Source organism: Sphingosinicella sp. BN140058, from assembly GCF_004135585.1.
Lineage (GTDB): Bacteria > Pseudomonadota > Alphaproteobacteria > Sphingomonadales > Sphingomonadaceae > Allosphingosinicella.
This window is the reverse complement of the sequence record NZ_CP035501.1, coordinates 4,580,863-4,604,829: the sequence shown is the minus strand read 5'-3', so window position 1 is coordinate 4,604,829 and position 23,967 is coordinate 4,580,863. Positions and strand designations below refer to the sequence as shown.

Below are 23,967 nucleotides of genomic sequence, written 5' to 3'. Positions count from 1 at the left end.
CTCGTCTTCTTGCGGAAAAATCCGCCGGATCGAAATCATACATGGGTATGACGGCGATCTATCAGACGCCCTTTCAGCAGGCCGGCGGCTGCTCCGCCTGCAGGCCGAGCGCCTCGGCCATCCGGACGAGATCGGCGAGCGTCCGCGCACCCATCTTGCGCATCGCCGAGCCGCGATGGATCTTGATCGTGATCTCGCTGAGACCAAGCGCACCGGCAACCTGCTTGTTCATCTTGCCGGCGGTCACCGCGGCCATCACTTCGCGCTCGCGCGGAGTCAATGCGTCGTAGCGGGCGCGCAGCCCCGCCGACCGCGCCGCGCCCTCCCGCTGCGTCCGATCGCGCGCCAGCGCCTCCGCAACTGCGTCGAGCACGTCCTGATCGCGGAACGGCTTGGCGAGGAAATCGACGGCGCCCGCCTTCATCGCGCGCACCGTCATCTGGATGTCGCCATGACCCGTCATCAGGATCACCGGCAGCGTGATCGCATGCTCCGCAAGCCGGGCCTGGAAATCGAGCCCGCTCGTTCCAGGCAGGCGGACGTCGAGCAACAGGCATCCCGGCCCGGGCTGCGCCGGCGTGTCCAGAAACTCGGCGACCGATCCATAACCGTGGGTGCGCAGACCCACCGACCGGAACAGACTGTCGAGCGCCGTCCGCAACGACTCGTCGTCGTCGAGAATGTGGATCGTCGCCGCGTCGGTGTTGGGATCGGACACGCACTCGCCTCGTTCGTTCCGCAAAAGGCTGACATTGGTCCGCGCGGTCGTCAACGGGCGGATCGCTTTCCACTTCCGGCAGCGCCCCCGCGTCGACTAAGCTTGCGCCATGCACCAGCGAGAGATCCACAACGTCGTCATCCTTACCGGGGCGGGCATTTCCGCCGAAAGCGGTCTCGCCACCTTCCGCGGTCCGGACGGTCTGTGGGAGGGCCATCGCATCGAAGACGTGGCGACTCCTGAGGCGTTTGCGCGCGATCCCGACCTCGTCCAGGCCTTCTACGATGCCCGTCGCGCACGGCTGAAGGCGGTGGAGCCGAACTCGGCTCACCAGGCCCTCGCCAGGCTCGAAGCCGAGTGGCCGGGCAAGCTGCTTCTCGTCACCCAGAATGTCGACGATCTCCACGAACGCGCCGGCGCTGCGGGAGTGCTCCACATGCACGGCCAGCTCACCTCCGCCTGGTGCCTCGCCTGCGACCATCGTGTGCCGTGGACGAAGGATCTGGCGGACAATCCGCCCTGCCCCGTCTGCAACGTGTCGGGTTCCCTGCGCCCGGACATCGTCTGGTTCGGCGAGATGCCCTATCAGATGGACCGGATCGACGCCGCTCTGCGCGACGCCGATTTGTTCGTCTCGATCGGTACCTCGGGCGCCGTCTACCCGGCCGCCGGCTTCGTCCAGACCGCCCGCTACTGCGGCGCCCAGACTCTGGAAATCAATCTCGAGCCAAGCCTCGGCAGCGTCTACTTCCAAAAAAGCCGAACCGGACCGGCAAGCGCGCTCGTGCCGGCCTGGGTCGAGGAGATGCTCGCGGGAAATTGAACCGCCCTCGCCGTGCCGGGACTGGCCGGACTCACCCCGAGGAATGGGAAGGTGAGTGCGGGTCTAATCGACGGAGTTGCGCGCTCTAATCAGAAATACCGATTTCGGCCGATCTCCTCCCCGGTGTAGCGTGAGTCACCCCACAAGGAGAGGTGCAGGAACATGGACGCAAAAACCGGTGATATGGGCTGCCCGGTCGGAAAACCGACGACGGTGCGCTCGCTGCTCGGCCGCACGAACCGCGACTGGTGGCCGGAGCAGCTGCCGCTCGACATCCTTCACCAGGGCGGGCTCTCGCCCGATCCGATGGGCGCCGACTTCGATTATGCCTCGGCCTTCAAGGCGCTCGATTACGACGCGATCAAGGCGGATTTGCGCGCGCTGATGACCGACAGCAAATCCTGGTGGCCGGCCGATTACGGCCATTACGGGCCCTTGTTCATCCGCATGGCCTGGCACGCCGCCGGCACCTACCGCACCGCCGATGGACGCGGCGGCGCGAATAGCGGCCAGCAGCGCTTCGCCCCGCTCAACAGCTGGCCGGACAACGGCAACCTCGACAAGGCGCGGCGCCTGTTGTGGCCGATCAAGCAGAAATACGGGAAGAATATCAGCTGGGCCGACCTGTTCATCCTCACCGGCAACGTCGCCATCGAATCGATGGGCGGCCCGGTGTTCGGCTTCGGCGGCGGCCGCAAGGACGTGTTCGAGGCCGAGCGGGACATCTATTGGGGCTCCGAGGAGCAGTTCGTCGGCCACCCGGACAACAAGACCCGGATCATCCCCGAGGAGCAGCTGGAGCTTGAGCATCCGCTCGCTGCGATCCAGATGGGTCTCATCTACGTCAATCCCGAAGGCCCCGGCGGCGATCCCGATCCGCTCGGCTCCGCCCGCGACATCAAGATCACGTTCGAGCGGATGGCGATGAACCACGAGGAGACGGTGGCGCTGACCGCCGGCGGCCATACCTTCGGCAAGGCGCACGGTGCCGGCGATCCGAGCCTCGTCGACGCCGCGCCGGAAGCCGCCGACATCACGCTCCAAGGCCTGGGCTGGGCGAGCGCGCACGAGAGCGGCTATGGCGAACATACCATCACCAGCGGCATCGAGGGCGCCTGGGTGAACACGCCCACCGAGTGGTCCGAGAATTACTTCCGGCTGCTGCTCGACTATGAATATGAGCTGGTGCGGAGCCCGGCCGGCGCCAAGCAGTGGCAGCCGATCAACCAGAAGCCCGAGGACATGGCGCCGGCGGCGCACGATCCGTCCAAGCGCGTGCCGACGATGATGACGACGGCCGACATGGCGCTGAAGGTCGATCCGGAATTCCGCAAGATCTCGGAGAAGTTCCGCAACGACCATGAAGCGTTCAAGGACGCCTTCGCTCGCGCCTGGTTCAAGCTCACCCACCGCGACATGGGACCAAAGGTCCGCTATCTCGGGCCCGAAGTTCCGGAGGAGGATCTGATCTGGCAGGATCCGGTGCCCGCCGGCACCAAGCCGTCCGATGCCGATGTCGCGGCGTTCAAGGCGAAGATCCTCGACGCCGGTTTCAGCGTCGGCCAGCTGGTCAAGACCGCCTGGGCCTCCGCCTCGACCTATCGCCGCTCCGATCATCGCGGCGGCGCCAACGGTGCCCGCATCCGCCTTGCGCCGCAGAAGGACTGGGCGGTCAACGAGCCGGAAGAGCTTTCGCGCATCCTCGCCACGATCGACGACCTGCGCGGGTCGCTCTCCGTCGCCGACGCAATCGTGCTCGCCGGCACCGCGGCGGTCGAGAAGGCGGCGCGCGATGCCGGCTTCCAGGTCGAGGTACCGTTTACCGGCGGCCGCGGCGATGCGACCCAGGAGTGGACCGATGCCGACAGCTTCGCGGTGATGGAGCCGGTGGCCGAGGGCTTCCGCAACTACCTCAAGACCAAGCATTCGGTCCGCACCGAAGAGCTGCTGATCGACCGCGCCTCTCTGCTAGGCCTGTCGGTGCCTGAAGCGGCGGTCCTGCTCGGCGGTCTGCGCGTCCTCGGCGCCAACCACAAGGATGCGCCGGAAGGCGTGTTCACCCAGCGCAAGGGACAGCTGACCAACGACTTCTTCGTCAACCTGCTCGACAACGACACCTTCTGGCAGGTGATCGACGAGTCGGCGGACGAAGAGTTTATCGGCTACGACCGGGGCGGCCGGCAGGAGAAGTGGCGGGCCACCCGCACCGATCTCATCTTCGGCGCCAACAGCCAGCTTCGCGCCACCGCCGAAGTTTATGCCGAGCGCGGCAACGAGGAGAAGTTCGTCCGCGACTTCGTCGCCGCCTGGACCAAGGTGATGAACGCCGATCGATTCGACGTGCCCCAAAATCCGGACAGCGTCGAACCGATCGGAATCGCCGAACCGGCGGCGGTTTGATCAACCTTGCCCCGGCGTGCGCCCCTCGGGTGCGCACGCCGGAGTGCTGCTTGACCCGCGCAACGACGCGACGGGTTTGCCGCGTCTCTTGAGACTAACTTCCGCCAGCCCTACACTACCAAATATTGGTAACCTGCGGAGACGTTATGCCGAAGAACACGTCGGTAAGCCTCAGCGATCACTTTGATCGCTTCATTGCGGAACAGGTGAAGGCGGGTCACTACGGTTCAGCGAGCGAGGTCGTCCGCGACGGCCTCCGATTGTTGGAGGAGCGTCAGATCCGCATGCAGGCGCTGAGGGCTGAGCTCCAGGCCGGCTTGGACAGTGGAATCGCGGAAGAGTTCGACATCGACGAGTGGCTTGCGGAGAAGACCAGCGAGACCCCCAGACCAAGATCGCCTCAGGCTGTACCAGCCTGAGACGTAAATCTTGGTCTCAACCCTACGATAGAGCATGATCCACGTCATCGTCGGAAGCGCGACGCGCTTCCACCTCCGACGATCATGCTCTGGTGGCGCGGCGGCTTGAATTCACCCGCAAAGCCAGCGCGGACATTGAAGGAATCTGGGCATATACGAGCCGGCGATGGGGAGCCGAGCAGGCGCAACGTTACGTGAGCACGATCCGGGACCGCTGCCGTGCACTGGCAGGTGGCGAGTTCCCCGCTACGCAAGTGGACGTCGGCGGCAGGCTGTTCCTCAAGTTACGAGCGGGTTCACATGTCATCTTCGGTCTCGAGACAGAGGCCATGTTCCTCGTCGTGCGGATCCTTCACGTCCGGCAGGATCCGGACACCGGCTTCGCCTAGGGTCGGCCACCACCGCGCCACCGCCGTCACCCTCCCGAGCCTGACGACTTGCCCCCCATAAACGACCGCCAAGGTTCCCCGGAGGACGGAGTCAGGCCGCCCATCCCGGAACGGAAGAGGCATTAGAAGCCGCCTTTTCTCCCTCTCCCTTCAGGGAAGAGGGAGGGGCCCGCCGCGAAGCGGTGGGAGGGTGAGGGCCCGCCGGTGCCGCCGCGAAGCGGCGGGAGGGTGAGGGCCTCGGCGCCGGCGCGGAGCGACGCGACGGCCCGCCCTCACTCCACCCAGTCGAGCCCGATCTCGCGATAGAGGCCGCGATCCTCCTCCCACTTGGGGTGGACCTTGACGTGGAGGAAGAGGTGGACCTTGCGGCCGAGCAGCTCCGACAACTCTTTGCGGGCGGCCTCGCCGATCGCGCGGATTCGGGTGCCGCCCTTGCCGAGCACGATCGCCTTCTGGCTGTCGCGCGCGACCAGGATCTGCTGGTGGATCGCGGCCGATCCGTCCTTGCGCTCCTCGAACTTCTCGGTCTCGATCGCGCTCTCATAGGGCAGTTCGGCGTGGAGCTGCAGGTAGAGCTGCTCGCGGGTGACTTCGGCGGCGAGCATTCGGTCGGTGGCGTCGGACACCTGGTCCTCGGGGAAATGCCACGGCCCCTCCGGCATCCGTGACGCCAGCGCCGCCTTCAGGGCCGGCACGCCGTCGCCGGTGGTCGCCGAGACGAAGAAGATCTCCTCGAACGCCAGCCGCTCGTTGAGCTGTGCCGCGAGCGCCAGCAACGATTCCTTCTTGGTCACGTCGACCTTGTTCAGCACCAGGAATTTGGGCTCGCGCCGCTCCTTCAAGCGCTCGAGCATCTCTTCGAGCCGCTTGGAAAAGCCGCGCTCGGAATCGATCACCAGGGCGATCAGATCGGCATCCTGGGCGCCGTTCCAGGCGGCCGCGACCATCGCTCGGTCCAGCCGGCGCTTGGGCTCGAAGATCCCGGGCGTGTCGAGCAGCAGGATCTGGCTCTGCTCGTGGATGGCGATGCCCATCATCCTGACCCGCGTGGTCTGCGCCTTGGGGCTGACGATCGCCACCTTCTGGCCGACCAGGGCATTCACCAGGGTCGACTTGCCCGCATTGGGCGCGCCGACCACGGCGATCGCGCCGCATTTCTCGGTCACTTCAATTGCTCCATCAATTTCGCGGCGGCGGCCTTCTCCGCCTCCTGCTTGGACGTTCCTTCGGCGCTTGCGGTTCCGACGCCACGTATCTCGACCTCGACGACGAAGGTCGGCGCATGATGCGGCCCTTGGCGATCGGCGAGCTGGTAGACCGGCGGCTTGCGGTTGTTCGCCGCCGCCCATTCCTGCAGCGCCGACTTGGGATGCTTGGGCGCCTTGTCGCGGGTGCTGACCTTGTCGTCCCAGGCGCGGCGGACGAACGCCGCGGCACTTTCGTAGCCGGCCTCCAGATAGAGCGCGCCGATCAGGCTCTCGGTGATGTCGCCGAGCACGTTCTCGCTCTCGGACGCGCCGTCCTCGCGGGCCTGCTTGCCGAGGCGAAGCTGGCTGGCGACGCCGAGTTCGCGCGCCACTTCGGCGCAGCTGTCGCGGTCGACGAGGGCGTTCAGCCGCCGCGACAATTTGCCTTCCGGCTCGTTCGGAAACAGTTCGTAGAGCCAGCTCGCGATCGCCAGGCCGAGCACCCGGTCGCCGAGAAATTCGAGTCGCTCATAATGGTCCTCGCCGAGGCTCGAATGGGTCAGCGCCCGCTCGAACAAGGCCGGATCCCTGGCGTCGTGGCCGAGCACCCGTTTCACCCATTGCGCCACATTTTCCATCAGAAGGTGCCTCCGATCCGCTCCCAGCGGGCGGCGGTGAACCAGGTCCACGGCTTTGCCCACGAGGCGCTGCCGTCGGTCGAGAAGAAGACGATCAGCGCCCGGCCGATCAGATTGTCGCGCGGAAGGAAGCCGATCCCCTCGCGCGCCAGCGGGTAGCGGCTGTCGGCGCTGTCGTCGCGATTGTCGCCCATCATGAAATAATGGCCGGGCGGCACCGTATAGACGCCGGTGTCGTCGCCCTCGCCGCGCCACTGGTCGAGCACTTCGTAGGAGCGGCCGCCCGGCAGCGTCTCGCGGTAGCGCACATAGCGGCAATAGGTCCTGCCGTCCTCGGTGACGGTCGGCAGCTCCGCCTGCTGGACGACGTAGCGGCAAGGGCTGTTGGGGGTCCGCTCCATCAGATAATCGGCGATCCGCACCTTCGGCACCGCCTTGCCGTTGAGAATCACCTGGCCGGCGCGCATCTGAATGGTGTCGCCGGGCAGACCGATCAGCCTCTTCACCCAATCGTCGTCGCTGCCGGGATAGCGGAAGACGATCACGTCGCCCCTCTCGGGCTCGCCGCCGAGAAACCGCCCCTTGAGATCGGGGGCGACGAAGGGCAGCGCGTAGCGTGAGAAGCCGTACGGCCATTTCGCCACGAACAGATATTCGCCGATCATCACCCGCGGCAGCATCGATCCCGACGGGATGACGAACGGAGTCACCACGAAGGTTCGCAGCAGCAATGCGAAGAGGAACAGCAACAGGAGAAAGCGGGTGGTCTCGCCGACGCCGCCGTTTTTCCCGTTCGCTGACTTGGACTTGGTCGCCATTGCGGCGCTTTCGCTTGGGCGACCCGGCGGGTCAAGGACGCGATTGCCGCCGTCGCGGCGCGCGCGTCCCACTATCCATCGTCCTGCCTCGCTCCTAGATAGGCGCCGCGTATCCAAAAGGGAGATCGAGTTATGAGTGCGTGGACGTCCGTGGAGCAGCTCGAAGCGAAGACGCTGAAGGCGCTGTTCGCTGCCGAGGACGATCGCCTGCAGCGTTTCACGCTCGAGGAAGCCGGCATCCGCTTCGATTTCTCCAAGACCCATCTCTCCACTCAGGCGATCGCCGCCTTCGAGCGGCTCGCCGAAGCCCGGGATCTCGCCGGCGCCCGCGAAGCGCTGTTTTTCGGCGCCGAGGTCAACCCGACCGAGGGCCGCGCCGCCGAGCATAGCGCCGAGCGGGGCCAGGGCGCGCCGGAGAGCGTCGCGCGGTCGGCCTCGTTCCACGCCCGCATGCGCGCGCTGATCGATGCGATCGAGGCGGACGCGTTCGGCCCCATTCGGCACATCCTCCACATCGGCATCGGCGGCTCGGCGCTCGGGCCCGATTTCCTGATCGACGCTTTGGGCCGCGATGCCGACCGTTACGAGGCGAAGATCGTCTCCAACGTCGACGGCAGCGCGCTCGAGGAAGCGGTCGCCGGCTTCGATCCGCACGCGACCGTGATCGCCGTCGCGTCCAAGACCTTCACCACCATGGAGACCCTGCTCAACACCCGCTCGGCGCTCGCCTGGATGGAGCAAGGCGGCGTGTCCGATCCCTACGGCCGGGTGATCGCGCTCACCGCCGCCCCGGAGAAGGCGGTCGAGTTCGGCGTCGACGAGACCCGGATCCTGCCGTTTTCCGAGACGGTCGGCGGCCGCTATTCGCTCTGGTCCTCGATCGGTTTTCCGGCCGCGCTCGCGCTCGGCTGGGAAGCGTTCGAGCAATTGCTCGAAGGCGCGGCGGCGATGGACCGCCACTTCCGGCTCGCGCCGCTGCACCGCAACGCGCCCGTCCTCGCCGCCTTCCACGACCGCTATTACGCCAACGTCCGCAAGGCCCAGACCCGCGCCGTCTTCGCCTATGACGAGCGCCTTCGCCTGCTCCCCTCCTACCTCCAGCAGCTGGAAATGGAATCGAACGGCAAGTCGGTGACGCTCGACGGCGCACCCGTGGGCCGCGAGACCTCGCTGATCACCTGGGGCGGGGTCGGCACCGATGCCCAGCACGCCGTCTTCCAGCTTCTCCACCAGGGCACCCATCTCGTGCCGGTCGAGTTCGTCGCCGCGGTCGAGCCGGGCCACGCGCTCGACGACGAGCATCACCGCCAGCTGCTGATCAACTGCTTCGCGCAAGGGGCGGCTCTGATGGCCGGCAAGGGCAGCGACGATCCGCACCGCAATTATCCCGGCGACCGCCCGTCGACGACGATCCTGCTCGACCGCGTCGATCCGTTCACCGTCGGCGCCCTGCTCGCTTTCTACGAGCAGCGCACCTTCGTGAACGCGGTGCTGCTCGGCATCAATCCGTTCGACCAGTTCGGTGTCGAGCTCGGCAAGGCGATGGCCAAGGCGATCGACAATGGCGAGGATCTCGGCTTCGATCCGTCGACCAAGGCGCTGATGGCCCGCGCCTTCGACGAGTGAGCCGAAACGCATTCCCGATTCCGATCAACGCCGCCCGCGGCCGGAGCTGTATGACATGACCTACGATTATGATCTCTTCGTCATCGGCGCCGGCTCGGGCGGCGTCCGCGCCGCGCGCGTCTCCGCGGCTTATGGCGCGCGCGTCGCCGTCGCCGAGGAGCACAAGGTCGGCGGCACCTGCGTGATCCGGGGCTGCGTCCCCAAGAAGCTGCTCGTCTACGGCGCCCACTTCGCCGAGGATCTCGCCGACGCCCGCCGCTTCGGCTGGGACGTGCCCAAATGCGATTTCCATTGGCCGACCTTGCGCGACAACGTCCTCGCCGAGGTCGACCGCATCGGCGGCCTTTATGCCGAGACTCTCGAGCGCCACAAGGTCGAGATCCTGCGCCAGCGCGCCACCGTCTCCGGCCCCAACCAGGTGACGCTGGCCGACGGCCGCACGGTCACCGCCAGGACGATCCTGATCGCGGTCGGCGCCACCCCGGTGATCCCGAACTTCCCCGGCGCCGAGCACGGCATCACCTCCAACGACGCCTTTCACCTGGAGGCGTTGCCGAAACGGGTGGTGATTGCCGGCGCCGGCTACATCGCCAATGAATTCGCCGGCATCTTCCACGAATTCGGCGCCCACGTCACCCTGGTCAATCGGAGCGACGTGATCCTGCGCGGCTATGACGAGACGATCCGCGATCGCCTGCTCACCATCTCGATGATGAAGGGCATCGAATTCAAGTTCCACGCCGCCTTCGAGCAGGTCGAGAAGCAGGAGGACGGCAGCTTGCGCATCCAGATGACCAATTGCGAGCCGGTCGAAGCCGATCTCCTGATGTTCGCCGTCGGCCGCCGCCCCAACACCGACGGGCTCGGCCTGGAGAGCGCCGGGGTCAAGCTCGACGATCATGGCGCGATCGTCGTCGATGCCGACAATCGCTCGACCGTCGACAGCATCTACGCGGTCGGCGACGTCACCAACCGGGTCCAGCTCACCCCGGTCGCGATCCGCGAGGGCCAGGCCTTTGCCGACACATTGTTCGGCAACAAGCCGACCCGGGTCGATTACGAGAATATCCCCTCGGCCGTGTTCAGCCACCCGCCGATGGCCGGAGTCGGCCTGACCGAGGGGCAGGCGCGCAACAAGATCGGCTCGATCAAGACCTACACCGCCGATTTCCGCCCGATGAAGAACGTCCTCGCCGGCCGCAACGAGCGCGCGCTCTACAAGATGATCGTCGACGCCCAGACCGACGAGGTCGTCGGCCTCCACATGATCGGTCCCGACGCCCCCGAAATCCTCCAGGCCGCCGCGATCGCAGTCAAGGCGAAGCTGAAGAAGAGCCAGTTCGACGAGGTCGTCGCCCTCCACCCGACCATGGCCGAAGAACTGGTGCTGATGAAATAGGGGCGGGTGCCGACACAGCCCAGCCTTCTCCTAATTTCGTCATCCCAGCGAAAGCTGGGATCTCAGGACGGAAACGCGCCGCCGTTCATGAAAGCCTCGGCGACTTTTCTCCACGAGATCCTCGCTTCCGCGAGGATGACGGCAGGGAACCGAAACTCTAAGGTCCAGCACGCGCCCCTGACTGCCCATTTGCACGCGAAAGCCACATTGTCCCCACCCCGCGCACCCTTCGCGTCCTTCGCGTCAAGATACGGTCAGGTTGCCACACCGAGCCTTCGCGAAAGGACGTATGCTATGGCTCCCGAAAGCTAGGGCTTCGCCCGTCACGCGCTGCCCGCTATGAGCGTCCCGACGCACGTCAACGGACGGCGGCGCGAGCAGCGAGAGGATCGATGAGCAGTCACCCCGGCTACATGAGCGGCTTCGGCAACCATTTCGCCTCCGAGGCGGTGCCCGGCGCCTTGCCGGTCGGGCGCAATTCGCCGCAGAAACCCGCCTTCGGCCTCTATGCCGAGCAGCTCTCCGGCACCGCCTTTACCGCCCCGCGCGCCGAGAACCGCCGCTCCTGGCTTTATCGCCTGCGCCCGTCCGCCGAGCATCCGCCCTATCGCCGCTACGAGGGCGCAGCCCTCTTCGCCCCCGGCACCGCCGACGAACCGATCGCGCCCAACCGCCTGCGCTGGAACCCGCTCGACTGGCCCGAGCAGCCGCAGGATCTGCTCGACTCGCTGGTGACGATGGTCGCCAACAAGGATCCGGCCGATCTCTCCGGAGTCGCCGTTCACATCTACCGCGCCGCCCGCGACATGGACCGCTATTTCTTCGACGCCGACGGCGAATTGCTGTTCATCCCACAGGAAGGCCGGCTGAGCCTCCTCACCGAAATGGGGCGCCTCGACATCGCGCCCGGCGAGATCGCCTTGGTCCCCCGCGGCGTCCGTTTCCGCGCCCGCCTCCCCGACGGCCAGGCGCGCGGCTATGTCGCCGAGAACCACGGCGCCCTGTTCCGCCTGCCCGATCTCGGCCCGATCGGCTCCAACGGCCTCGCCAACCCGCGCGATTTCCTCACCCCCGTCGCCGCCTTCGAGGACCAGGATGGCGAGATCGAGCTCGTCCAGAAGCATATGGGCAGCCTGTGGACGACCACGCTCGATCACAGCCCGCTCGACGTCGTCGCCTGGCACGGCAATCTCGCGCCGTGGAAATATGATCTCTCCCGCTTCAACACGATCGGCACGGTCAGCTTCGACCATCCCGATCCGTCGATCTTCACCGTTCTCACCAGCCCGTCCGAAACACCGGGCCGCGCCAATGCCGATTTCGTCATCTTCCCGCCGCGCTGGATGGTTGCCGAGGACACGTTCCGGCCGCCCTGGTTCCACCGGAACGTGATGAGCGAATGCATGGGCCTGATCCACGGCGCCTACGATGCCAAGGCGGACGGCTTCGCGCCGGGCGCCTTGTCGCTGCACAACCTTATGGCCGGCCACGGCCCCGACGTCGCCAGCTGGCGCGGCGCGTCGGAGGCGGACCTCAAGCCGCACAAGATCGAAGGCACGATGGCGTTCATGGTCGAAAGCTGCTGGCCCTTCCGCCCCACCCGCTTCGCCCTCGACACCCCCGCCCTCCAGCGCGACTACGACCAGGCCTGGGGCGGCTTTCCAAAAGCCCAGCTTCCCCCCTCTCCCCTTTAGGGGATGCGGCACGCATCTGGGCTCAGCGCGGGGCGCTGAGCCGCGTGCCGCATGCAGGGAGAGGGGCAAACTCTGGAACGGGTGCCGCTTAGTCGAATCCTAGCCGACCTCATCTCGCTCTAGCCCTCCTCTCCCCTTCATGGGAGGCGGCACGCATCTGGGCTCAGCGCCGAGCGCTGAGCCGCGTACCCACGCGGGGAGAGGGGCAGAGCCTGCACCAGTTGAGGGGTCCGCCGACAAACCGCTTGCATTCCCGCGCTGCCCGCCCCTCCTTTTCTGCCCTCCCTAACAGGGAGGATTTGGCGGTGGGTGCGGCTGAGGTCCTTCGATGCCTGTCCTGAGCGGCGTCGAAGGCCTGTCCTGAGCGACGTCGAAGGAGGGCCGCAGCCGAGCGTCGGAGCGCTCCGCCCGCCGGGTGAACGTTCCGGCCGCGCCACCCGCCCCGTCAGCGATACACACGCGGCTCCGGCCGCACCGGCTCGGGCGCTGCGCGTACCGGGCCGCGCCCCTCGCCATAGCGGATGACCAGAGGATCGAGGCAGCCGTCGGGCGTCATTCGGTGCACCGCCAGCAATGTGTCGCCGTCGGGAAGCTCGCCCAGCCGCTGCGACGGCGGCGTTTTGAGACCGTCCGCCGGCGTCACCCGGAACGGATCACGGCAAGCCGGGCTGACCAGCCCGGGCTCGGTTCGCGCGCCGGGCGCGGGACCCGGAACCCCTGGCGGCGCTGCGGCGCTGCCGGTGGCCAGAAGGAGGGCGGTGACGACCACGATGCGCATGTCCATTCTCCCGACGCTGAGACATTCGAGTGTACCACCGCTCGGCGGCACCTGCCAACGCCTCACCGCCCCCGCAGCCCCGCCTCGGCCTCCGCCATGTAGTCGCGCGTGATCGGCAGCGCCCGCCGGTCGCCCACATATTGGATCTGGTAGTTGCAGAGTTCCCCGTGGCGGAACATCGCGATCGCGCCGGCGAGGTAGAAGGTCCACATCCGGAAGAAGCGGGTATCGTAGAGCGCCTCGATCTCGGCCCGGTGCGCCTCGGCGCGCGCCAGCCAGTGTTCGATGGTCAGCGCATAATGGAGCCGCAGCGTCTCGACGTCGCTGACCATCAGCCGCGCCGCCTCGCTCGCCCGGACGATCTCCGACAAAGCCGGCAGGTGGCCGCCGGGGAAGATGTATTTGCGAAGCCAGGCATCGGTCGGTTCCGGGCTGCCGAAGAGGCCGATCGTGTGCAGCAGCATCACCCCGTCCTCGGCCAGCAAAGTGCGGCACGTGTCGAAGAAGCGCCGGTAGCAAGGCGGCCCGACATGCTCGAACATGCCGACCGAGACGATCCGATCGAACCGCCCCTCGACCGCGCGGTAATCGAGGAGTTCGAACCGCACCCGCTCGCCCACCGCCGCCGCCGCCGCCCGCGCCCGTGCGATCGCCAGCTGGCGCTCGGAGAGAGTGATGCCGGTCACGTCGACACCGGCGACGCGGTGCAGATAGAGTGCGAGCCCGCCCCAGCCGCAGCCGATGTCGAGCACCCGCATGCCCGGCTTCAGGGCGAGCTTGGCGGCGATATGCGCCATCTTGTCCGCCTGCGCCCGTTCGAGGCGCGCTTCGGGCTCGCGGAAATAAGCGCAGCTGTAAGTGAGGTCCGGATCGAGGAAGAGTTCGTACAATCGGTCGGAGAGGTCATAATGGTGGGCGACGTTGCGCCGCGCCCGCCGCGCCCAATTGACCCGGTCGAGCCGGAGCGCCCGCCGCCGCCCGAAGCGCCGCCCCGCCTCCCACGGCGTGTTGCCGCGCACCAGGGTGAGCAGATCGAGCATCGTGCCGCGCTCCAGCATCAGCCGCCCGTCCATCCACGCCTCGCCCACGCCCATCACCGGATCGCGCAGGATCGCGCGCGCGATGCGCCCGTCGGCGAAGCGCATCGTCACCTCGGGCCACCCGTCCGCCGCCGTGCCGAAACGGTGGGTCCGTCCGCGCGCATCGACGATCGTGAGCGCGCCCTGACGGATCATGCCCCGCAGGATCCGCGCCAGCACCGGCATCGCCAAGCGTCCCGCCATCCGCACCTCCGCCAACAGCATAACATGCGTCGGCGAAATCCTTGCCCCTCTCCCAGTTTAGGGAAGGGCGGCCTGGTTCCGCCCCCCGGGCGGGACCTTGGCGGCCGCCCATGGAGTGGCCCGCCGCGAAGCGGTGGGAGGGTGAAGGCTATCCGACCGGCGCCGGCTGCCCGTCCTCGCGCGGCAGCGCCGGGTCGAAACAGGCCCAGGCCGGCGCGCTCTTCGCCCAGATCACGCCGGCGGGTGCGCCGAGCGCCGGATCGTCGAGCGTGCCGGCGCGCACCACGACGAGGTTCGGCCGCGTATCGGCCGCGCTGAACACGTGGGTGCCGCAGCTCGGGCAGAAGCGCCGCGTCATTCGGCTGCCGCTGTCGGCGACGCTGCGATAGTCGGAGAGCGCACCTTCCACCCTGAGGTCCGCGGTCGGCACGATCACGTTGATCGAGGCGCTGCCGCAGGCGAGATACTGGCAGACCCGGCACCAGCAGGCGCGCGCCGCGACGATCGGCCCGGCGGCATCGTAGCGCACCGCCCCGCACAAGCAGCCCCCGGTGATCCGCGCGTCCATCCCGTCCTCTTCACGTCTTAGGCCGTCCCATCGCACGCGCGCACGGCCGGCGGAAGCCGGATGGACAGAGGCTGCGCTTTCCCCCAATTCCGCCGGCGCGCCGACGCGGCCGCGCGGCACGGAAGGACAGACGGATGCGCGACGAAGAGTATTTCTATGACGAAGCCACCGGCGAATGGATCGCCGCGGCCCCGGCCGAGGCGGGTGCTGCGGATGACAGGGGCGCTGCCGACGCGGCGGGCGGTGTGGAGGTGCGCGACGCCGTCGGCAACCGTCTTGCCGATGGCGACAGCGTGACTCTCGTCAAGGATCTGAAGGTCAAGGGCACCAGCCAGACCTTGAAGCGCGGCACCGTGATCAAAAGCATCCGCCTCACCGGCGATCCCCAGGAAATCGACTGCCGCCACGACGCGATCAAGGGCCTCGTCCTCCGCGCCGAATTCGTCCGCAAACGCTGAATCCCCTCCCCTTTAGGGGAGGGGTTCGGGGCGGGGCAGAGTCCTCACTCGCATAGGCATCTGCGATGCTTCTCCTTCAGGGGCATGCGACCGTTCAGGCTGGACGCGGGGCGTCCAGCCTGTCGCGCGCGAAAAGCGGCGCAGGCCTCTTGAACCCATCGAGCGCCGCCCCCTCCCGTCATCCCAGCAGGGGCCCCATCGAAATGCCATTTCGATGGGACCCGATGGCTGGGTCTCAGGCCCGAAACGCACCGAATCCGCGGCGCCTCGGCTTCGCCGCCGCCGCGAAGCGCTGCGACGGCGAGCGCCCCCATTTTCCACGCTCCGCCCGCCCGCTTACCACGCCGGTTCACACGCTTGGCCTGTAGCCCCGCGCCGACAAGGAGATTCGGCGCATGAACCACCACCCCCAAGATTTCCCCTCCGCCGCAGCAGGCGTCGACGCACAAACTGCCACCGGCCACCGCGTCGACGCACCCACGGTCTCCGCCCGTCGCGCCGCCCATATCGACGCCCTCCGCGCGCTCGCCCTGCTCGGCGTGATCGTGATGAACATCGGGTCGATGGTGATGGCGGTGAACGGCCGCGCCACTTTCGCCGCGGCCGGCCCGGCCGACATCGCCGCCGCCGCATTCGATCTCATCGTCTTCCAGGGCAAGGCGCGCTCCTGCTTCGCCTTTCTGTTCGGCGCCGGCTTCGCCATCCTCATGCTGCGCAGCGAAGCACGCGGCGGCTCCTTCGCGGCTTTCTATGCCCGGCGCATGCTCGCTCTGCTCGGCTTCGGCGTCGTCAACCAGATCTTCCTGTTCTGGGGCGACATTCTCGTCACCTACGCGATCCTCGGCCTGCTGCTGATCTTCGCCCGGCACTGGACCCACGACACCCTGCTCCGCGCCGGCCTCGCCCTCGTCCTGCTGCCGCCGCTCGCCGCCTCCGCCTTCGAGCTGGTCACCGGCGCGCCGATCCCCAATCTGATCCAGAGCAGCCCGCCCACCGAGGCCGCCGCCAGCCTCGCCGCCTATACGAGCCCGTCCTACGCCGACGCGGTCGCCCGCAACATCGCCGTCGGCCTTCGCGAGCACGGCCTCGCCACCGGTCACATGCTCGTCTACGATCTCGGCGTGCTCGGCCTGTTCCTGCTCGGCGCCTATGCGGTCCGCAGCGGCCTGCTCACCGGTCCGCAGGCCCACCGCCGCACCCTCCGCCGCCTCGCCGCGACCGCGCTCCCGCTCGGCCTCGCGCTCAGCGTGGTCAACAGCCTGCCCTTCCTCGGCATCCGCAGCACCGGCGCCGCCCACGCCGCGGTGACCGCCGCCTATGTCGGCGTGCCGATCCTCGCTTTCGGCTACCTCGCCGCCTTCGCCTTGCTGTTCACCCGCCGCCCCCGCCCCGGCCGCATCCATGCCTTCCTCGCCGCAACCGGGCGGATGACCCTCACCAACTACCTCGTCTCCGGCGCGCTCGGCTGCTGGCTCTTCTACGGCTACGGCCTCGCCCAGCTCGATCGCTTCAACCTCGCCGCCCTCTCCGCTTTGTCGATCGCCCTCTTCCTCGCCCTCGCCACCCTCAGCAACCTCTGGCTCACCCGCTTCCGCCAGGGGCCCGCCGAATGGCTCTCGCGCGTCGTCTCCCCTCCCCTTCAGGGGGCGTGAGACCATTCAGGCTGAACGCGGGGCGTCCAGCCGGTCTCGCGCTCAGGGGCGGGGCAGACTCCTCATCCGCTGAAGCGTTCCCCGCTGAGTCTCCCCTTCAGGGGGCGTGAGACCATTCAGGCTGGACGCGGGGCGTCCAGCCTGTCTCGCGCGAAGGGGCGGGGCAGACTCGTCGTCCGCCAAAGCGTCTCCGGCTAAATCCCCGAGCCGCGCAAACACCCCCGAACCATCCTCCCCAAAGCCAGCCTAGCCCGTCCGCGCCTCCATTGGCCCTTCTCCCCTACCCGTCATCCTCGTGCAAACGAGGATCTCAGGCCGGAAAAAGCGCAGACGCCACTGGAGGACACGACCCGAACCCGGCCGCATCCCCACGCTGATCCTCCCCTGCGCCCCTTGATTCCCGCCCCGCCCCACGTCACCCTCGCGAGAAAATCGCCCCGCCATGTCACATCCGCTTGGGCCCGCCTCGTCATGTCACCGGAACTCACAGGAAAGGACCCGATCATGACCCCGACGCTCAATCCCTTCGCCGCCGCTCCCGCCGCGATGAAGGCGTGGATGGACGCTTCCGTCCACATCGCCGCCGGCCTTGAGCCGAGCCTCACCGAGCTGGTCAAGATCCGCAGCTCGCAGATCAACCAGTGCGCCAATTGCCTCAACATGCACACGGCGGAGGCGCGCGCCGCCGGCGAGACCGAGCAGCGCCTCCACCTCCTCGCCGCCTGGCGCGAGGCGCCGGTCTATTCGGACCGCGAGCGCGCCGCGCTCGGCTGGACGGAGGCCCTCACCCGCCTCTCCGAAGGCGCCGATCTCGCCGCCGCCCGCGCCGCGCTCGAGGCCGAGTTCACGCCCGAGGAGCAGGTCAAGCTCACCCTGATGATCAACGTCATCAACGGCTGGAACCGCCTCGCCGTCGGCTTCCACCTCTGGTACGAGACCGGCAAGGCGCCCGCCGCCGCCGCCGCCAAGGCGGGCCAGGCCCCCGCCGCGCCGGCTCCCAACCCCCAGCCGGCCCTCGCCTGATGGACGCCCCGGCCCCCATCCCCTGCGAGCTTCCGGAAGATGCGGTCTCCAGTTTCGCGCCTTTGCGCCCGAAGCTCACCCGTCTCGCCTACCGCATGCTCGGCTCGGTCGCCGATGCCGAGGATGTGGTGCAGGAAGCCTTCTTGCGCTGGATGGGGGCCGATCGTGCCGCGGTCGCGGTGCCGGAGGCGTTCCTCCGCCGCACGATCACCCGCCTCTGCCTCGATCAGCTCAAGTCCGCCCGCCACCGCCGCGAAACCTACATAGGCCCCTGGCTGCCCGAGCCGGTGGTCGCAGCCGAGCCCGAGCCTGACGACGACGTCACCCTCCCCCTGATGCTCGCGCTCGAACGACTCTCCCCGCTCGAGCGCGCCGCCTTCCTGCTCCACGACGTCTTCGGCCTCCCCTTCGACGAGGTCGCGGCGACGATCGGCCGCGACGCCGCCGCCTGCCGCCAGCTCGCCGCCCGCGCCCGCACCCACGTCCGCGCCGAACGCCCGCGCTTCAAGGTCGAGCAGCAGCGCGGCCTCGCCCTCGCCGAGGCCTTCTTCCACGCCTCCCGGAGCGGCGACATGGAGACATTGGGCGCGATGCTCGCCGAGGACGTCACCAGCCACGCCGACGGCGGCGGCAAGCGCCCCGCCGCCCCCGCCCCGATCCTCGGCCGCGACCATGTCCTGAAGATCCACAAGGCGCTCGGCATCCTGTTCCGCAAATACGGTTCGACCCTGCTGCGCACCGCCTACATCAACGGCCTCCCCGGCTTCGTCACCCGCGAAGCCGACGGGGTGATCCAGACGACGGCGCTGGAGGTGGAGGAGGGTCGGGTGACGGCGATCTACGTGGTGCGCAACCCGGACAAACTCGGGCATCTGGACGGCTGAGCCGCGGCGCCCGCGTCACCCGTCAAACCCAGCGTCGACAACGCTTCCGTCCCCCTCCCCGTCATCCCAGCTCTCCCCTCTCGTCATCCAACCGGGTCCCCATCGAAATGCCATTTCGATGGGATGGCGCAGGCTGGGATCTCAGCGAGACTTGGCTCGGCGCCCATGGAGCACTTCGCCTCCCCCTCATGCCAGCCCCTCGCCAGTCCGGCTCCTCCCCGTCATGCCAGCGAAAGCTGGCATCCCAAGGAGACTTGGCTCGGCGCCCATTGGAGCGCTTTGCCTCCCTCCTCTCACGATCAACCCTTTTCGATCTGGCGCACGCCCGGATTTCCGGCACAATGGCGCACCAGCACCACACCGAGACCCAGCGTGAACGACACTCCCTCCCAAGCCGCCGCCATTGCCAACCCGCTGCAGCGCCAGATCGCCGAAGCCCTGGACAGCGCCTACATCGACTATGCTTGCGAACCCGGTACCGGCGACGCACCCCACCTCCGCCTCGCCAATGGCGTCCGGATCGCGCTTGCGCCCGCAACCGCAGGCAGCGGCGACGAGGAATCGGCAACGCCGTCCGCCGCCACCCTCGCCGTCCACGGCGAGGCCGCGGCCACCTTCCTCGCCGGCCTCATCGCCCGCCAGGCCAAACTCGAGGAGATCATCGCCGAAGCCTACCAGGTGGTCGGCTCCCTCGCCGTCGAGGCCGGCCTCTCCGACACTGCGGATGTCGAACGCGCACTCGACATCCTCTGCATGGACGAGGAGAAGCAACATGCCTCGATGCTCCCCTTCGCGCCGGAGCTGCAGCGGGAAGGCGGGAACGCGGAGCAGAGCGGCAAGCAGCGAGATCGCGCCGAATGACGGGCGAGGAGCTCAAGGCGCAGCGCAAGGCGATGGCGATGAGCCAAGGCGGGCTCGCCGAGGCGCTCGGCCTGACCGGCACATTCATCGGCATGATGGAGCGCGGCGTAAAGCCGATCGAGCGTCGCACGATCCTCGCCGTCCGCTATCTCGCCGGCGCTGCCGGCACGGACACCGCGCCCACCCGGCCGCACGATCGCAACACGGACGTGCAGGAAGAGCAGGATGTGCTCGAAGCCCTCGCGGCAGCAAAGGACGCACTCGCCCGCATGCGCGAAGGTGGACCGCAAGGGCCGGAGCAAACGGCAAAGCTAAGGCGCCACTGCATCGCCGTGCTCGGCGAAATCACCGCGTTCCTCGCCGATCAGGAGGCCGCCGCAGGGTAGCGGACGCTCTCCTCGTCGCGCTCGCCGCCTCAGGGAGGGGCCGCCCATCTGTTGGGGTACCTCAAAGGACGTATCGCCGATCGAGAGAGGCTCTCGAAAGAGTACCCGCGCTGCCCTTTTGGCCAAATGCCACGCCCGCTGGCTTTCCCTACACTCTCCCGCAGGCTGACGCGCCGCCTGAACCCGCCACGTCCGCCTCGAACATCGAAGCAGAGGGAGAGAGCCCATGCCCACCAAGGACGAGTTCCGCGCCGAACTGGAGGCCCAGCTTTGCCGAGCCGCCCTGCGCGGCGACGCCTATCTCGACGTGAACGCCGGAGACCTCCACCGTCCGCTCGGCGGCTATCCCGGCGCGAGACAATCAGATGCCGCTCTGCTGCGCGGCGATGTGAGACGCGCAACGCGCGGGCGACGAGATCCTCTCGGCGCCGATTGAGGGCAAGGGAGCCTCGCTTACGATCCGCTATCGGCTGCCGCGGTGATCAGGCTGCCACCTGCGCTCGCTCCAGCAACGCCACAATCGTAGGCAGCCGCGCTAGCTCCGCCGACACATCTTTCTGGCGCAGCCCCATGTTAAGCGTAGCCGTTACCAACTCATCGGCGCAGCCCGTGACGCGGTAGCGGCCACTCTCTCCGGCCTGCCCAAGCCCCCCATGGTGCGGATAAAGCAACATCAGCTTCGGACAGCCGTAGATCCTGCCATAGGCCATCATCTGGTACACGTCGGCCTGGCTCACGCCCTGCTTGGGATCGTCGATGCGCGCGCTCAGCCGCTTCCACTTGGTGTCGATCAGCAGGGCGATGTCCTGCCCCTTCATCACCAAGATGTCCGGCTTGGTCTGGAAGCGGCGCGCGATCACCTCCTCGCCGGCAAGTTCGTCGAGACAGAAGCGCCGGCCACCCTGTGCCACCACCCGATAAGCGGTTCCGGCGAACAGCGTCGCGAGCATGCGCGCCGCATAGGTCTCGAACAACGCGTTCATCTCGAACAGCAGCGAGAAGCCTTCGGACGCACCGCCGGAGCTGCTCTGATATTGCCCGCCGAGCAGCAGCCGGGCGAGCGCCACCAATTGCTTCCAGCGTGCATTCGTGCGGTCGAGCTGCACCGCGTCCCAGCGCAACGCACGTGGCGCAACGGAGGCAATGTCCGCATAGGCGAAGGCGAGTTCAGCGAGCGTCCGCTGGGTGTCGGCGCGCACGGCCACTCGCGACAAGCGTGTCACCGCCGCCTTCATGATCTGGTTGAGCGCAATGTCCGGTGAGAGCGCGTCGAAACGGCAGGCGAGACGCTGCGGGCTTGCCGCCAGCGTGGTGAACTGGCGCACGACATCGAGCCGCCCGCGCAGCGCCGGCAGATCCTCTTCGTGCGGAACGTAGCGCCGCGGCATGCCGCGCCGAACGGCATCGGCGAGCATGCCGGCAAACCGTGCGATCAGGACCTCGAGAAGGGTCTCGTTCTGCAGGCCGAGTGCAGTGAGATCGGCGCTAGCGATATCGAGATCATAGGCAACGCCGAGCATGTGGATCAGCCGGTCGCGAATGGATGTCCGGCTCGCCTCGTCCTCACCTTCGCCGAGCCCCTCGATCTTCGGCAAAATTTCGAGCGCACAGCCCTGCGCCGCAATGACGCCGACAACGCCACGCGCCCGCAGCGCCTTGCGGCCATGCTCGATCACCCCGGAGCCTCCGCGCCCGGCAAGCGGGGAAGCCGCTGCCGCGGCGGCGATCCGGTCGGCGACGCTCTCCGGTATCGTCTTGTCGTCATCGCCATAGGCGATGCTCTGCCACTCGAGGATGGTCCGGCGGATCATTGCAGCTTGGCGTAGTCGAACCCGTCATCGCGCACGCTCCAGCGGAAACGGAGGCCGGACGCCGCGAAGCCGCCGATGCCGGCGGGCGGCTGCAGTGCCCTGCGCACTAGGAACCCGCCGGTGCGGTCGCCCTCGCCTTCGTCCGCATCGCCGAGCACAGCGGCGACCTTGTTCCAGTCCTCGTAGAAATATTCGGCGAGCAGCGGGATGACCTTGTGGCGCATCACTTTATCAAGGTCGTCCTTCGATCCGCAGCCGAGAAAATAAGCGTGTCCGATTTGGTGCTCGCGGTCGAACAGATACTCGATCCGCTCGTTGAGGAGAGTCAGCAGCTTAGCCAGATCGATCCCATCCACTGGGTCGAGAAGGTCGGGTCTTGGCATCAGCTCGCGGAACTCGAACCGGCGCCGCAGCGCGGTGTCCAGCAACGCGATCGAACGGTCGGTCGTGTTCATCGTGCCAATGATGTGCAGGTTCGACGGCACACCGAACGTAGCGCCGGAATAAGGCAGCTTCACCGTAAGCGCATTTGGCTGGCCCAGCCTCTTATCGGGTTCAAGTAACGTTATCAGCTCGCCAAAGATCTTGGAAATGTCACCACGATTGATCTCGTCGATTATGAGGACGTAGGGTTCGGATGTTTCGCTCCGTTCGGCAACAATCGCAAATCGTTTGAAAACACCGTCATTGGGCTCAAGATGAAACCCGATGGCACCCGAACTTATCTCGCCACTGTGGCCAGACACCTCGCTAGTTCCACCATCTGGTTTCGCCTTGTGCTGGGTGACTGGGTGAAGGCCTTCTACGAACTGCTCATACGAATAGCTCTGATGGAAGGTAATCATTTCTATCCGACCTGCGTCGACGAGCTGGTCATAACGATCACGTAGCTCCCTCCGTCGTATCCCGTGCTGAGATAGTGGGTCCGATTTGTCGAGCCGATCGCAGAGCCGAACTGCCTCCAATGCTGTTCGGTATGTCTTACCCGTGCCTGGTGGACCGTAGAGGATAAGGTTAGTCGAAAGGGGCGCTGAGGGAAATTTCCTCAAATTAGAAGATTGCGGCTGTGCAAGGATCGGTGCAGCGGGTGCATCTTCAGTGGTTACTCCAGCAAGCGCTGCAAGTTCACCAAGATCCATTCCAAAGAACGGTTTGAGTAACGTTTCTTCGAATTCTGGAAGATCGTGCTCACCCACCCGCCAGAAGGTGGAGTTCCCTTGCGGAGACCAAAGCTTCGAATTCGCCGTGTATCGATCAGTTCGCTGGGCGCTTTTAAGGATCCTGTAGCTGCGTTGCAGCCAACCCTCGCCCTTATCGGAAGGGCTGGTCTCAGAGGTGAACTGGCCAATGAGCTGCGGACTGTTACCGTGACAAAGAAAGAATAACTCGCCAGCGTGTTTCTCCGAGAACTTCTCGCCTTGCCCCTTGCCTGTGTCTTGATGCATCAAAGCAATCCGTGAAGCCAGAAAGCCTTGGCGCTCCTCCTCCGTAAAGTTGCCTTGGCCGCCATGCGAAAGCTTCCAGATCTTCAAGCTTTTTGCACTCCATTCGGTCCAGATTTTTTGACCAAACTCGATTATACCTGTGCTGCTCGGGCGAAGTGCAAGAGCGGACGCTTGAAGCTTTGCCATGCCGTCATCAGTGCCACTACCGCTAAAAACCGCGAGCGGTGCCCGCTTGAATATGTTTACAATCGTCGGATTGTTTCGGTCTTGATAGTGAAAAGCAATCTTCCATTTGACTGCTTCGCCAAAATGCGGATAGCGCTCGATTCCGCGCAGATCGCCTTGCGCTGCAAGGTTTGCTATTTGGACAACGTGCGCCCGTACATTCTCAAAAGCCTCTTCTGGGGTAGCACCTAGCGAAGCGTACCAACCGTAGGAGTCGCTGTAGCGGAGTTTGTCACCAGAATCTCTAGCCTCTGCAGCCCTGCGCGAAAATACACCAAACTTAAACGCAGACCCACCCCATATACTACCGATTTTGTCGAGGCGAGACTCAATCCAGTAGGTAAAGCTATCCTTGGAGCCCGCCTGTGTGTACTCATCGAGAGACATTCTGTGCAGCCGCTCGAGCGGCCAAGCTGCTAAGAATTCGCTCCAAAGATCGTACTGTTCTCTAGATTCAATCATCGGACTCACCTCGAACCGCC

Annotated in this window: 23 protein-coding genes; 14 read left to right on the top strand and 9 right to left on the bottom strand. The window is 66.7% G+C overall.

Annotation, left to right across the window (positions count from 1 at the left end; translation table 11 throughout):
* Positions 1–73: 73 nt before the first annotated feature.
* Positions 74–718: a response regulator transcription factor gene (locus tag ETR14_RS20800; protein WP_129388405.1), complete on the bottom strand. Its 645-nt coding sequence runs from the start codon at positions 716–718 to the stop codon at positions 74–76.
* A gap of 109 nt (positions 719–827) precedes the next feature.
* Here ETR14_RS20800 and ETR14_RS20795 point away from each other — a divergent pair, with 109 nt between their 5' ends.
* The 4 genes from ETR14_RS20795 to ETR14_RS20780 all read left to right on the top strand — a co-directional run bounded on the left by ETR14_RS20795 (position 828) and on the right by ETR14_RS20780 (position 4,749).
* A complete protein-coding gene (locus tag ETR14_RS20795; RefSeq protein ID WP_129388402.1) occupies positions 828–1,541 on the top strand; it encodes an NAD-dependent deacylase in 714 nt (237 codons plus the stop codon).
* A 162-nt stretch (positions 1,542–1,703) separates the two neighbouring features.
* The gene (katG, locus tag ETR14_RS20790; RefSeq protein ID WP_129388399.1) at positions 1,704–3,941 is read left to right on the top strand and encodes a catalase/peroxidase HPI; all 2,238 of its coding nucleotides are present in this window, start codon (positions 1,704–1,706) and stop codon (positions 3,939–3,941) included.
* Between the two features lie 146 nt (positions 3,942–4,087).
* Positions 4,088–4,360, top strand: coding sequence for a type II toxin-antitoxin system ParD family antitoxin (locus tag ETR14_RS20785; protein ID WP_129388396.1), 273 nt, complete (start codon positions 4,088–4,090; stop codon positions 4,358–4,360).
* A gap of 92 nt (positions 4,361–4,452) precedes the next feature.
* Complete coding sequence (locus tag ETR14_RS20780) at positions 4,453–4,749, top strand: type II toxin-antitoxin system RelE/ParE family toxin (protein WP_165356554.1); 297 nt, start codon at positions 4,453–4,455, stop codon at positions 4,747–4,749.
* A 272-nt stretch (positions 4,750–5,021) separates the two neighbouring features.
* Here ETR14_RS20780 and era read toward each other — a convergent pair whose 3' ends face one another.
* Genes era through lepB form a run of 3 tightly spaced genes read right to left on the bottom strand, consistent with a single transcriptional unit; the run spans position 5,022 to position 7,392 of the window.
* Positions 5,022–5,915, bottom strand: a complete 894-nt coding sequence (gene era / locus ETR14_RS20775; protein WP_243455610.1) for a GTPase Era — start codon at positions 5,913–5,915, stop codon at positions 5,022–5,024.
* Complete coding sequence (rnc, locus tag ETR14_RS29360; protein WP_129388387.1) at positions 5,912–6,574, bottom strand: ribonuclease III; 663 nt, start codon at positions 6,572–6,574, stop codon at positions 5,912–5,914. Before rnc ends, era begins: the two co-directional genes overlap by 4 nt.
* Positions 6,574–7,392: a signal peptidase I gene (gene lepB / locus ETR14_RS20765; RefSeq protein WP_129388384.1), complete on the bottom strand. Its 819-nt coding sequence runs from the start codon at positions 7,390–7,392 to the stop codon at positions 6,574–6,576. Before lepB ends, rnc begins: the two co-directional genes overlap by 1 nt.
* 132 nt (positions 7,393–7,524) lie before the next feature.
* Between lepB and pgi the strand changes: the two genes are divergently transcribed.
* The 3 genes from pgi to hmgA all read left to right on the top strand — a co-directional run bounded on the left by pgi (position 7,525) and on the right by hmgA (position 12,111).
* Positions 7,525–9,018, top strand: coding sequence for a glucose-6-phosphate isomerase (gene pgi, locus ETR14_RS20760; protein ID WP_129388381.1), 1,494 nt, complete (start codon positions 7,525–7,527; stop codon positions 9,016–9,018).
* A 55-nt stretch (positions 9,019–9,073) separates the two neighbouring features.
* On the top strand, positions 9,074–10,417 hold the full coding sequence (gene gorA / locus ETR14_RS20755) for a glutathione-disulfide reductase (RefSeq protein WP_129388378.1): 1,344 nt from the start codon (positions 9,074–9,076) through the stop codon (positions 10,415–10,417).
* A gap of 392 nt (positions 10,418–10,809) precedes the next feature.
* Positions 10,810–12,111, top strand: a complete 1,302-nt coding sequence (gene hmgA, locus ETR14_RS20750) for a homogentisate 1,2-dioxygenase (RefSeq protein WP_129388375.1) — start codon at positions 10,810–10,812, stop codon at positions 12,109–12,111.
* Between the two features lie 445 nt (positions 12,112–12,556).
* Here hmgA and ETR14_RS20745 read toward each other — a convergent pair whose 3' ends face one another.
* From ETR14_RS20745 to ETR14_RS20735, 3 genes are all read right to left on the bottom strand, one after another.
* The gene (locus ETR14_RS20745; RefSeq protein ID WP_129388372.1) at positions 12,557–12,889 is read right to left on the bottom strand and encodes a hypothetical protein; all 333 of its coding nucleotides are present in this window, start codon (positions 12,887–12,889) and stop codon (positions 12,557–12,559) included.
* Between the two features lie 62 nt (positions 12,890–12,951).
* On the bottom strand, positions 12,952–14,154 hold the full coding sequence (locus tag ETR14_RS20740; RefSeq protein WP_129392193.1) for a cyclopropane-fatty-acyl-phospholipid synthase family protein: 1,203 nt from the start codon (positions 14,152–14,154) through the stop codon (positions 12,952–12,954).
* A gap of 166 nt (positions 14,155–14,320) precedes the next feature.
* Complete coding sequence (locus tag ETR14_RS20735; RefSeq protein ID WP_129388369.1) at positions 14,321–14,740, bottom strand: GFA family protein; 420 nt, start codon at positions 14,738–14,740, stop codon at positions 14,321–14,323.
* Positions 14,741–14,874: 134 nt separating this feature from the next.
* Between ETR14_RS20735 and ETR14_RS20730 the strand changes: the two genes are divergently transcribed.
* From ETR14_RS20730 to ETR14_RS20700, 7 genes are all read left to right on the top strand, one after another.
* Positions 14,875–15,198: an alkylphosphonate utilization protein gene (locus ETR14_RS20730; protein WP_129388366.1), complete on the top strand. Its 324-nt coding sequence runs from the start codon at positions 14,875–14,877 to the stop codon at positions 15,196–15,198.
* Positions 15,199–15,593: 395 nt separating this feature from the next.
* Positions 15,594–16,850, top strand: coding sequence for a DUF418 domain-containing protein (locus ETR14_RS20725; RefSeq protein WP_129388363.1), 1,257 nt, complete (start codon positions 15,594–15,596; stop codon positions 16,848–16,850).
* A 504-nt stretch (positions 16,851–17,354) separates the two neighbouring features.
* Positions 17,355–17,873: a carboxymuconolactone decarboxylase family protein gene (locus ETR14_RS20720; protein WP_129388360.1), complete on the top strand. Its 519-nt coding sequence runs from the start codon at positions 17,355–17,357 to the stop codon at positions 17,871–17,873.
* Positions 17,873–18,757, top strand: coding sequence for a sigma-70 family RNA polymerase sigma factor (locus ETR14_RS20715; protein WP_129388357.1), 885 nt, complete (start codon positions 17,873–17,875; stop codon positions 18,755–18,757). Before ETR14_RS20720 ends, ETR14_RS20715 begins: the two co-directional genes overlap by 1 nt.
* Positions 18,758–19,129: 372 nt before the next feature.
* The gene (locus tag ETR14_RS20710; RefSeq protein ID WP_129388354.1) at positions 19,130–19,618 is read left to right on the top strand and encodes a hypothetical protein; all 489 of its coding nucleotides are present in this window, start codon (positions 19,130–19,132) and stop codon (positions 19,616–19,618) included.
* Positions 19,615–20,004 (top strand): helix-turn-helix domain-containing protein, encoded by a 390-nt coding sequence (locus tag ETR14_RS20705; RefSeq protein ID WP_129388351.1) that lies wholly within the window; start codon positions 19,615–19,617, stop codon positions 20,002–20,004. The genes ETR14_RS20710 and ETR14_RS20705 overlap by 4 nt, the downstream gene beginning before the upstream one ends.
* 226 nt (positions 20,005–20,230) lie before the next feature.
* The gene (locus ETR14_RS20700; protein ID WP_129388348.1) at positions 20,231–20,440 is read left to right on the top strand and encodes a hypothetical protein; all 210 of its coding nucleotides are present in this window, start codon (positions 20,231–20,233) and stop codon (positions 20,438–20,440) included.
* Between the two features lie 46 nt (positions 20,441–20,486).
* Here ETR14_RS20700 and ETR14_RS20695 read toward each other — a convergent pair whose 3' ends face one another.
* Both ETR14_RS20695 and ETR14_RS20690 read right to left on the bottom strand, forming a co-directional pair.
* Complete coding sequence (locus tag ETR14_RS20695; protein WP_129388345.1) at positions 20,487–21,815, bottom strand: McrC family protein; 1,329 nt, start codon at positions 21,813–21,815, stop codon at positions 20,487–20,489.
* On the bottom strand, positions 21,812–23,947 hold the full coding sequence (locus ETR14_RS20690; protein ID WP_206185882.1) for an McrB family protein: 2,136 nt from the start codon (positions 23,945–23,947) through the stop codon (positions 21,812–21,814). Before ETR14_RS20690 ends, ETR14_RS20695 begins: the two co-directional genes overlap by 4 nt.
* Positions 23,948–23,967 lie beyond the last annotated feature (20 nt).